This is a genomic window from Butyrivibrio sp. DSM 10294, from assembly GCF_028539135.1.
GTDB lineage: Bacteria > Bacillota > Clostridia > Lachnospirales > Lachnospiraceae > Butyrivibrio.
Genome location: NZ_JANSWL010000078.1, coordinates 131,792 through 142,377 on the forward strand (window position 1 = coordinate 131,792; position 10,586 = coordinate 142,377).

The window sequence follows — 10,586 nt, forward strand, 5'->3', positions numbered from 1 at the left end:
TTAAGCTTCCGTATCCTCTTTTGGTTCATCCTCAAGCCAGCTGTCATCTACCTCGTAGCCAAAGGAATCCTTAAGAAATTCTTTCCAGTCAAATACTGCTTCCACGGACTTGATGGCAACCTTCACCATCTCTTCGTCAGGCTCCTTGGTGGTAAGTCTCTGAAGCAAGAGCCCCGGAGCTGAAATAAGCCTTACAAGGAAAAAGTCGGTTCTTCCAGCGAGTCTTATGATCTCATAGGAGATACCGGAAATAACCGGGATCAGCAGTATTCTGATAACCACCTTCATAACATAAGAATCAACTCTGATAAAGAAAAACAGGATGATACTTATGAACATTACAAAGAGAATGAAGCTGCTACCGCATCTCTTGTGAAGTCTGGAGCTCTTCATTACGTTCTTGACTGTAAGAGGTCTTCCCTTCTCAATACAATTGATGCATTTGTGCTCAGCGCCATGATATCTGAACAGTCTCCTAATATCCTTAATACAGGATATCAGAAGGATATACAGAATAAAAATAAATATCCTGAGCACGCCCTCAATTATGGCTATAAGCGACTCGTTTCTCACAAATTTGCTGAGATACTCGGATAAAGCATAGGGAAGTATCATAAACAGTGCAATTGCAAATGCAAAGGAAAAAAGTGTCGTAAGCACCATAAGGAAGGTGTCCTCATGACCGTTTGATACCTGCTCAAGCCCCTCGTCCAGCTTGGTGGGATTCTTGTCATCTTCCTCATAGAAGGATGAGGAATAATTAAGTGACTTAAGTCCCAGGATCAGTGAATCAATAAATACAAAGATTCCTCTCACAAATGGAATATTCAGAAGCTTGCTGCCATAGGCAATTCCGTGATATTCATCCACCTCAACAGCGATCTCCCCATCGGGCTTTCTTACGGCAACAGCATACATGTCCTTGTTTTTCATCATAACACCCTCAAGAACGGCCTGTCCGCCAATTCCTGAGTAATGCTTAACCTTGCGCTTTTTCATAGACGCCTCCAGAATGATTTGATAAAAGAAAAAGAGGCCGAGGCCCAAGCCTCAACCTCTATTATTCTCTACATCTTATGAATTACTGATTGTTCATGCCGTATTTCTTGTTGAACTTATCAATACGTCCACGAGCAGTTGTAGCCTTCTGCTGGCCAGTATAGAATGGATGGCACTTTGAGCAAATTTCTACGTGGATCTCGCTCTTAGTTGAACCAACTGTGAATGTGTTACCGCAGTTGCAAGTAACAGTGGCCTGATGGAATTCTGGCTGGATATCCTGTCTCATCTCTTATCACCTCTCTATATACAAATAATTCTTCTTATTACCTATAGTTACCGCTGTTCACAACAGCTATATAACTTTAACATAATTTCATTCCTTACGCAAGTACTTTTTTGAAAATTGTATTGATCGAATTTATTCAAGTAGGACGGGTGTATTGATAAAGGGCGGAGGAATGGCTGTCTACGACGCTCGTAATATTACCGGTTAGCAGGCGGTGAGGTCTTTTTGGATGATCTGGTGGAGGGGTATGTAGAAGATGTGGGTGGAGGTTTTGGAGTCGGGGGTGTCGGCGATAAGGACACGGGAATCTTCTACGTAAAATATGTAATAGGTCTTGGGCGAAGTGAGCTTGCGTACCTTATATATCGGTTCGTTAATCTTGTAGATATTGAAGCGCCTGATCTTAACAGGCTTGCCGGTACCGGGTTTGAGAACTCTTATTTTGGGCTGTTCTTCGGTTGTCCAGACGTATTCGGCGGGGTTATCTATGTAAAAGCCTCTGGCAAAGCGAAGGGGATTGTTTACGCGGTCAATGAGTACAAGGTACAACGCATAATCAAGGATAATGTAGACCGCCAGGACAAAGAAAAAGAACAGAACGTGCTTAAGTCTTACGGCAAAATCAATGTCTATAACTCCAAACTGCATTATACCGACAGCCACAAGAATAATGGATATAAATGTAAAAAGCGCCTTATGAAGCGTTTTTTTCCTTGCAGCGAGCATGGTGGCGACAATCAGAAATACGCAGGCTGAGACAACAATCATAAGGACTCCGCTCCAGGCTGTCACTGCCTTGCTTCCAAGGAAGATGCCAAGAGCCGCTATGGATGCGAAAAGGGCCACGATCCAGATAAAGGATGTCACTCTGGCAAAGCTCTTCTGCTTAAGAAGCTCTTTTTTGGTCATAAGAATCTGCGCCCTGTCGGTCACATCTTTTCTGAAGGTATTCACGCAAATGCCAAAGTGAATTATCAAAAAGCTGCACAGAAGAACAATCGCGGAAAAGAATATGACCTCAAGATAGAATTCATCAGTATAGCCCTCAAGTCCGCCAAACAGATAATCTTCAATGTCAAACCACATATCGCTTCCCCCCGTCCATAGTCGTTAAATACTCATGTAATAATTTTACACTATCCTGGGAAAAAAGCTAAAGAATTCATTGAAAACAGTCGATATAAGATATGAAATGGATTCCTATACTCCTTTTTTGGGAGAAACGCATCACGGAGGATGCCCTATGAGTATAATGATGCTTACAAACCCAGGTTTATATAGCAAGAAAGTTAATGGCTATAGGTCTGGGGATTTTTATACCCAAAAGGCCATCTCCCAGCTAAACAATGCCAAGACAGAGGGTGAGTATACCGGAGCCATGAGAAAACTGGAGGCCCGGCACCGGGAGGCGCAGAAGCAGACCTCCGTGGTTGATCAGGGCATCAGCTATGCCCGTTCCCTTCAGGAATCCAGAGCGAAGGCCAAGGACGCTGATCTTCAGAAAAAGAAACTCCAGTACAGCTCCAAAAAGATATCTTCACAGATAGTAAGAAGCAAGACCTCCTCCAGCGCCAGAAGCGCCGCTTCTGCAGCCAAACGCGAAGTCCTGCGGCTAAAAAGGCTAAAGGGCAACGAAGCCTACGACCAGGAAGAGCTTGAGCTCTCCATCGAGCACGCCAAGGCAATGGAGCGTGTGGCCAAAAAGAAGGTGCACCATCTCCTTCAGGAGGAAATGATAGAGCGTACAGGAAAAGGCATTGCCGAAGCCATAGAAGAAAGCGAGGAAAAAAAGGATGATCAGTCTGAAAATACTGAGGATTCTGAGGCTAACACTGATAGCAATAGTGACACTGGAGTTATTCCTGCTCAGGAATATTCGAGCTATAGTGCGCAGATGGCTGCTAACACGCAGTACCTGATGGATCTGCAGGAGGAATACCGTTTTGAAGCTAAGCAGGCTCAGGAAGACATGATGGCAGAGCTTCAGGAAATATCCGAACTTGCCACAGAGAACACCGAGGCAGTGTCCGATATGACCGAAGAAATGATGGAGGAAATGCAGCGGGACATGGAGGATATGATGGAGGAGCTTGACCTTACGGATCTTGAACAGACTCTGTATGCTCCCGATCCGAATATGTCCAAGGAAGATCTTAAAATGCTGAAGATAAAGCATCGAAATAAAGAGATGAAGGACATAGTCAAAGCCGACGCCGACTATATGAAAGCCATGTTCGACAAGCATGAAGCAGACAAAGCCAAAGGAGCATCCGGCATTCCCACAACTACTGCAGCTGCTCCCGCCCTTGGCAGCGCCTCTACTTCTTCCCCTGTGCAGCCCCCACAGATAACAATACCTCCCGCATATAACTCGGGAGGCTTTAGCATCACAATATAAATCTGATCACAGATATTTTTTTAACTTATGTCTTATTCTCTGCATTGCGTTGTCGGTGGACTTCTCGTCCCTGCCAAGTACTGCAGAGATTTTTTTGATACTCATTCCCGTTACATAGAGATCAAGAACCTGCATCTCAAGGGGACTGAGTTCCTTGTCTATAGCCTCTTCCAGAGCCTTGAGATTCTCCTGCTCTATAAGGTGCTCCTCGGGAATAAAGCTGGGATTGGACTCAAGTATGTCCTCCAGGGAAAACTCGGCATCGGTGTCGGAATCCTCTCTCTTGGCATAAATGGAGATATAGCTGTTTAAGGGACCGTGCTTCTTTCTGGCTGATGCCTGGATCGCAGAATACATCTGCCTTGACACGCACAGGTCAGCGAAGGTAAGAAAATTGGCATCTCTTCCGATGTCATAGTCCCTTATGGCCTTAAACAGTCCTATCATTCCCTCCTGAATAAGGTCGTCCCTGTCAGCTCCCAGGATATACATGGAACCCGCTTTTTTCCTAACAAGGTTCTTGTACTTATTCATAATATAGTCGATGATATCCGGCTCGTTCCCGTCATGTATCCTGACTATAAGCTGCTCGTCGGACTCATCCTTGTATCTTCTGTCATCCATCAGTTCATTCTCTGTCTTACGATTTCAAAAGCAAGTACACCTGCAGCAACTGAAGCATTGAGGGAATCTATGTCGCCTTTCATGGGAATGGAAGCTATCATGTCGCATTTCTCCTTGACAAGTCTTCCTACTCCGCTGCCCTCATTGCCGATAACAAGACCGATAGGTCCCTTAAGATTAAGGTCGTACATCTTGGTACCGCCCATGTCGGCGCAGACAAACCAAAGGCCCTTGTCCTTGAGTTCCTCTATGGTCTGGGCGATATTGGTAACCTTGGCAACAGGTGTGTAATTGATAGCACCTGCGGAAGCCTTGGCAACTGTGGCTGTAAGGGAAGCCGCTCTGTGCTTGGGGATAATAACTCCGTGAGCCCCTGCCAGATTGGCTGTTCTGATGATAGCTCCAAGGTTGTGGGGATCTTCGATGTTATCAAGAATGATAACAAAGGGATCCTCGCCCTTTTCCTTGGCCTTCTCCAGAATATCCTCCACCTCAGCGTACTCATAAGCTGCGGCATAGGCCAGAACGCCCTGGTGCTTGCCGGTCTCGGAGAGCTGATCCAGTCTCTCTTTTTTCACAAAGCTTACAACTGTATCCTTGTGCTTCTTGGCCTCACGAAGGATGGTCTGTATGGGACCGTCCTTGCAGCCCTCAAGGACAAAGAGTCTGTCCACGGGCTTACCTGAACGAAAGGCCTCAATAACAGCATTACGACCTTCAATTATTCTGCTCTCAAAATTCTCTTCATTACTCATAATAATCCTCTTTACAATATATCGGCGCCGGTACGCTCAAGACCAAGCCTTACGATCTCGCAGGCCCTGTCCATATTGCCGGTAAGATACAGATATCCAATAACAGCTTCAAAGCCTGTGGCCACCAGGTAGTCCATGGTGCTGGCATTCTTGGCCTTGGTGTGGGGCTTGGAATTACGCCCCCTTTTGTAGATATCAATCTCTTCCCGGGTAAAAACGTCATCCATAAGAGCCTTGACTATGGCCGCCTGTGACTGGGCCTTAACAACGCCGCTGGCTCTCTTGTGGAGATTATTGACGGCGGTGTTACCCTTGTTAACAAGGATGGACCTTACTATCACATCAAATATCGCATCCCCTATATAGGCCAGTGTAAGCGGCGAATAGGTTCTGATATCCTGTGGCTTTATGTCAAATTTTTCATTTAAAAATGCGTTCAGATCAAGTTCCATTTAACTCCCTCACGAGTATCCTTTATCTCAACACCCTTATCAAGAAGCTCCTGTCTGATGGCATCAGCGGTTGCAAAATCCTTGGCCTTCTTGGCAGTTGCTCTTCTCTCAATAGCATCAAGAATGAATGCCTCAAGCTCAGGATCCACGGAAACCTCTTCCTTGGATGCCTTGGCATGTGCGATAAGATCAAGAGAAAGAACCTTATCAAAGTTCTCTACAAGGGCAAGCTTGGTGGCATCATTGGTATCAGCCTTAAGTACATCATAAAGGAGTGTGATGGCCATAGCAGTATTAAGATCTCCGGAGACAGCATCTCTGAAGTCGTCCTCATATTTAGACACTACTGATGTGTCAACTGCGCCATCTTCCTTAAGCTCCGCAATTCTCTTAACCAGCTTATTAAATGCTCCCGCTGCCTGATCCAGCGCCTCAAAAGAAAATACAAGAGGCTTGCGGTAATGGGACTGCAGGCAGAAGAATCTGTATACAAGGGGATCATAGCCCTTTTCCTTAAGAAGTGAAACAGTAAGGATGGCTCCCTTGGACTTACTCATCTTGCCGGACTGGTCATTAAGGTGATTGGAATGGAACCAGTATTTGCACCACTCATGTCCGAGATAGCTCTCAGACTGTGCAATCTCATTGGTGTGATGAGGGAAAATATTGTCAACGCCGCCGCAGTGGATATCGATAAATTCACCAAGATGCTTCATGGAGATGCAGGAGCACTCAATGTGCCATCCGGGATATCCGACGCCCCAGGGGCTGTCCCACTTAAGGGCCTGATCCTCGAACTTGGACTTGGTGAACCAGAGAACAAAGTCGGTCTTGTTCTTCTTGTTGGCGTCCTCTTCCACGTCATCTCTAACGCCTACTTCCAGCTGCTCTTTTTCAACAGCTGAAGAAAATACGTAATAATCATCCAGTTTGCTTGTGTCAAAATATACATTGCCGCCGGCCACATAGGCATAGCCCTTCTCAAGAAGAACCTCTATCATATGAATAAACTCGGGTATGCAGTTGGTGGCAGGCTCGACGATATCCGGGCGCTTGTTGCCAACAGCATCGAAATCCTTGAAGAAAGCATCTGTGTAGAACTTGGCAATCTCCATAACTGTCTTGTGCTCTCTCTTTGCTCCCGCAACCATCTTGTCCTCGCCGGTATCTGCGTCAGAAGAAAGATGTCCCACATCTGTGATGTTCATGACACGCTTAACCTTGTAGCCCGCATACTCAAGGGACTTGATAAGAACGTCCTGCATAATGTAGGTTCTGATATTTCCTATGTGTGCATAGTGATAAACCGTGGGACCGCAGGTGTACATTGATACCTCACCCTCGGTTCTTGGAACAAAGTCCTCTACGGTTCTTGATAAAGTATTGTAAAATTTGAAGTTGGCCGCCATTATTATGTGCTCCTATTCATAATTATTTTTTTCATGACAAAAGACAAATCGACTGGGAGGAAATTCCCTCTCCTGTGCCGGTAAAACCAAGGCCCTCTTCCGTTGTGGCCTTGACGTTGACCCTTGTAATTTCAATGCCCAGGGCATCCGCAATATTCTGTCTCATGGTGTCTATATGAGGTCTCATCTTGGGTGCCTGCGCTATTATTGTAGCATCAATGTTCTCAACATGGAAACCCTCCGAAGTCAACATGTTTCCCACCTCACGAAGAAGCGCCATGGAATCTGCACCCTTGTACTTAGGGTCCGTGTCAGGGAAGTGCTTGCCTATATCTCCGAGAGCCGCCGCTCCCAGAAGAGAATCCATTATAGCATGTAAAAGAACATCTGCGTCTGAATGTCCAAGAAGCCCCTTCTCATAGGGAATCTTAACGCCTCCCATGATAAGGTCTCTTCCTTCCACAAGGCGATGAACATCATATCCCATTCCTATTCTCATTGCAAATCTCCTATATTAAACAACTACATGAAACAATTAAATATCAGGCCATTCTCAGGAAAATCTCCACCACGAAGGCCGCAGCACAGGCACAGCCCGCAACGGTAAGAAGGCTCCTTTTGTTAAAAGCAAGTATCAGCGCCACCGCAAATCCCGCAAGCGAAGAAGCAAGATAGTCGGTTGCACTAAGTATAGCAGGAAATGTCATCGCCGCAAGTGTCGCATAGGGCACATAGAACAAAAAAGATCTGATGAAACGGCTCTTAATGTTCTTCCTGATAAGTGTAAGCGGAAGGGCTCTTATAAGATAAGTTACCACCGCCATCAAGATAATATACAGATATATCTTATTCATCGCTGCCCTCCTCATCCTGTCTCGGACATATCAGAGCCGCAAGGGCTGCGACTACAACAGTAACTATTATGATCCTGAAGCCTCCGGAAATAAGCTTAAGGACAGGTGCATAAGTAAAAATGGTGCTAAGCAGCATCGCACTGACAACAACGGTCAAAAGCGCCCTGCTCTTCCTGGTGTCGGGTATGATGATCGCAATGAACATACCGTAAATCGCAAGTCCCAGACAGCTGATAAGGCGCTCCGGAAGGAGCTGTCCCGCAACAGAGCCAAGTATTGTTCCCGTAACCCAGCCCAACACAGAAGTAACTATAAGTCCATAGGAATACAGCGGATACAACTCTCCTTTTCTGAAAAAGCTGAGGGCAAATATCTCATCCGTAACTCCGTAAGAAATCGCAAGCCTGTGTCCCACGGAAACCTCCGGTTTAAGCTTCTGTGACAGAGCAGTGGACATCAGCATATATCTCAGATTGATGATAAACTGCAAAACAGCCAGTTCCACAAAGCTTCCGTTTCTGGCAATAACTTCCAGGGCTGAGAACTGCCCTGCGCTTGTAACATTAAGAAGTGAAGTCATGGCCGCCTGAAATGTTGTCATACCTATCTTGGAGGCCTCTATTCCAAAGGCAAAGGAAACCGCCAGATACCCAAGACATACGGGAACAGCGTGTTTGCACCCCTGCTTAAACTCATCTATGCTGCCAACTTTCATTTTTTCATAATCCTCATTTATCCAAGTACCGTTTACAGAGCCGAAATCAGTTCATACAGGATTTCTTCACTAAGACCTGAGCCGTCAGCGATACTGCCCTGGATCATGGCGCTGCTGCCACCGCCCTTGGCGCCAAGTCTCTCCTTAAGAATCCCCTGAAGCATCTTAAGGTCCTTGTTGTCGCTCCCTGATGCAATGATATATTTATATCCAGCTCCGGCTGCTGCAAAAAAGCCGCATACACCGCTATGTACCTCTGCAAGGGAATTGACTGTTTTCCTCATGAGATTTCCGTCGATATCGGTAGCTTTTACAACAAAAACGTCTGTCCGATCTGCAGGTATCCGTGATAACTCATATTCCATGAGCTCCTCTCCGGCCCTTGCCAGCTGCGCCTTGAGATTCCTGTTGTTCTCAAAGGCCCTCTCAACTGACGCTATAACCTTGTCATCCGATGTAGTAAGCATACCCGACAGCTTCTTGACCGTCTCATGCTGGCCACGAAGGTATTCCAATGCTCTTTTGCCGCAGAGGATGCTGACTCTTACGCCGCCCTTGTAGTTCTGAAGGCTCACCACCTTGAGAATGCCGATCTCACCGGTCCTTGCCACATGGGGCGCACAACAGGCGCAAACATCGTAGCCCGGAATGGTAACGATACGAACATCTCCTTCCAGCTCTTTTTTACTTCTGTAATCTATTGAGGAGAGCTTCTCAGAATCGGGAAACTCCGTGATAACTTCAATATTCTGCCAAATGGCTTCATTGACTGTATTCTCTATCTTAACGATATCTTCCTCGGTGAGAACGCCGTCATAGTCCATGGTAACTTCATTGTCACTCAGGTGGAAGCCCACATTGTTATATCCATACTGCGAATTCACAACGCCGGAAAAAATGTGCTCTCCGGTGTGCTGCTGCATGTTGCTGAAGCGATGGTTCCAGTCAATCTTACCCATCACCTTTGCTCCGACGGGCAGGTCCTTGTCCAGTATATGGCTGATTATCTGGTCCCCATTATCATCTCTGCGGATGGAGACGTGGGTAACACTGTATTCAGCGCCTGCGTCATCCATCAATGTTCCGATATCAGAACTCTGGCCGCCCTGCTCCGGAAAAAATGCTGTCCTGTCCAGAACCACAGCGTATTTGCCATTTTCTTTTTCCTCACAGGTAAGAACCTGAGCGGAAAACTCACTGATATATGCACTTGTGTAATACAATTCTTCTGTTTTTTCCATAGATGTTATTCTATCACAACCACAAAAAAGAGGCTACCCGAAGGTAGTCTCTTTAGTTATGCCTTATTACCCAAGTTAAACGAAGAGCTCAGCGAACTCATCAAGGACACGTTCCTTGATATCATCCTTCTCGACTTCCAGTGAGAACGCAAGCTCAGTATAGAGGAGCTTCTCTGAAATTGACAGATACTTCTCGTTAAGAGCGGCAAACTTCTTGCCTGCAGCCTCGCGACCAGCCTTGATCCTGCGAAGTGCCTTAACAAGTCCCATCATCTCTTCCGTTTCATTCCTCTTAATGATATCCTGAATAACGGGTTCAGCCTTCTTGCCCTCAGGCAGTACTGCCTCTTCGATATCCTCAATATCATCCAATAATCCCTCGGCATCATCAGCGCAAATGACCTCACGTACCTTATCCTCGGCGCCCTCTACAGGAACATAAAGAACGCTTCCGGCATCAACTGCGGAAATCATCATGTAATACTGTTTCTCTTTTCCCCTCTCAAGAAACGACGGTACGAGGATCTCCCGCACCTTGCATAAACCATGATTACCGTAAATAACGCACTCTCCAATATTCAACATTGTGTTCCTCCTTACAATGAAACCAAAACGACTAATTGTGAAAGCGCTTTCATGTCAAGGGACAAAAAAGGCGTGACCTGAAGAGATACTGCCCCCACAGTTCACGTCTTCTCTCAATGCGTTAATTATAGCACGATATTACAATTTTTGTAATAGATTAATCGGTTAAATTTTGTGACTTTTTTGTGTCCAATAGTCCGATGCAGTAATGACGTTGAAATGCTCCACTCTGGTTTCACCAAGCATGATAACTCTGCACATTGTA

General features: G+C 45.9%; 13 protein-coding genes. 1 reads left to right on the forward strand and 12 read right to left on the reverse strand.

Features of this window, described 5'->3' with window-relative positions; genetic code table 11:
* From NXH67_RS11350 to NXH67_RS11360, 3 genes are all read right to left on the reverse strand, one after another.
* Positions 1-999, reverse strand: coding sequence for a DUF1385 domain-containing protein (locus tag NXH67_RS11350; protein WP_022777024.1), 999 nt, complete (start codon positions 997-999; stop codon positions 1-3).
* A gap of 82 nt (positions 1,000-1,081) precedes the next feature.
* Positions 1,082-1,288 (reverse strand): 50S ribosomal protein L31, encoded by a 207-nt coding sequence (gene rpmE, locus NXH67_RS11355; RefSeq protein WP_022774079.1) that lies wholly within the window; start codon positions 1,286-1,288, stop codon positions 1,082-1,084.
* A gap of 204 nt (positions 1,289-1,492) precedes the next feature.
* Entirely contained in the window at positions 1,493-2,374 is an 882-nt protein-coding gene (locus NXH67_RS11360) for a hypothetical protein (protein ID WP_272797445.1), read from the reverse strand.
* Positions 2,375-2,531: 157 nt separating this feature from the next.
* On the opposite strand from NXH67_RS11360, the gene NXH67_RS11365 reads away from it, so the two are divergent.
* Positions 2,532-3,686 (forward strand): hypothetical protein, encoded by a 1,155-nt coding sequence (locus NXH67_RS11365; protein ID WP_272797446.1) that lies wholly within the window; start codon positions 2,532-2,534, stop codon positions 3,684-3,686.
* Between the two features lie 6 nt (positions 3,687-3,692).
* Here the strand turns inward: NXH67_RS11365 and NXH67_RS11370 are convergent, their stop codons facing one another.
* The 9 genes from NXH67_RS11370 to NXH67_RS11410 form a co-directional block, all read right to left on the reverse strand.
* Positions 3,693-4,310 (reverse strand): sigma-70 family RNA polymerase sigma factor, encoded by a 618-nt coding sequence (locus tag NXH67_RS11370; RefSeq protein WP_022777021.1) that lies wholly within the window; start codon positions 4,308-4,310, stop codon positions 3,693-3,695.
* Positions 4,310-5,065: a 23S rRNA (guanosine(2251)-2'-O)-methyltransferase RlmB gene (rlmB, locus tag NXH67_RS11375; protein ID WP_022777020.1), complete on the reverse strand. Its 756-nt coding sequence runs from the start codon at positions 5,063-5,065 to the stop codon at positions 4,310-4,312. Before rlmB ends, NXH67_RS11370 begins: the two co-directional genes overlap by 1 nt.
* 11 nt (positions 5,066-5,076) lie before the next feature.
* The gene (locus NXH67_RS11380) at positions 5,077-5,517 is read right to left on the reverse strand and encodes a Mini-ribonuclease 3 (RefSeq protein WP_022777019.1); all 441 of its coding nucleotides are present in this window, start codon (positions 5,515-5,517) and stop codon (positions 5,077-5,079) included.
* Positions 5,502-6,926, reverse strand: a complete 1,425-nt coding sequence (gene cysS / locus NXH67_RS11385; RefSeq protein ID WP_272797447.1) for a cysteine--tRNA ligase — start codon at positions 6,924-6,926, stop codon at positions 5,502-5,504. Before cysS ends, NXH67_RS11380 begins: the two co-directional genes overlap by 16 nt.
* A gap of 31 nt (positions 6,927-6,957) precedes the next feature.
* Positions 6,958-7,425 (reverse strand): 2-C-methyl-D-erythritol 2,4-cyclodiphosphate synthase, encoded by a 468-nt coding sequence (ispF, locus tag NXH67_RS11390; RefSeq protein ID WP_022777017.1) that lies wholly within the window; start codon positions 7,423-7,425, stop codon positions 6,958-6,960.
* Positions 7,426-7,468: 43 nt separating this feature from the next.
* A complete protein-coding gene (locus NXH67_RS11395; RefSeq protein WP_022777016.1) occupies positions 7,469-7,780 on the reverse strand; it encodes an AzlD domain-containing protein in 312 nt (103 codons plus the stop codon).
* Positions 7,773-8,495 carry an AzlC family ABC transporter permease gene (locus NXH67_RS11400; protein ID WP_022777015.1) on the reverse strand — a complete coding sequence of 241 codons (723 nt, stop codon included), beginning with the start codon at positions 8,493-8,495 and terminating at the stop codon, positions 7,773-7,775. The genes NXH67_RS11395 and NXH67_RS11400 overlap by 8 nt, the downstream gene beginning before the upstream one ends.
* 32 nt (positions 8,496-8,527) lie before the next feature.
* Entirely contained in the window at positions 8,528-9,736 is a 1,209-nt protein-coding gene (locus tag NXH67_RS11405) for an alanyl-tRNA editing protein (RefSeq protein ID WP_272797448.1), read from the reverse strand.
* A 75-nt stretch (positions 9,737-9,811) separates the two neighbouring features.
* Positions 9,812-10,321 (reverse strand): CarD family transcriptional regulator, encoded by a 510-nt coding sequence (locus NXH67_RS11410; RefSeq protein ID WP_022777013.1) that lies wholly within the window; start codon positions 10,319-10,321, stop codon positions 9,812-9,814.
* Positions 10,322-10,586: the final 265 nt, after the last annotated feature.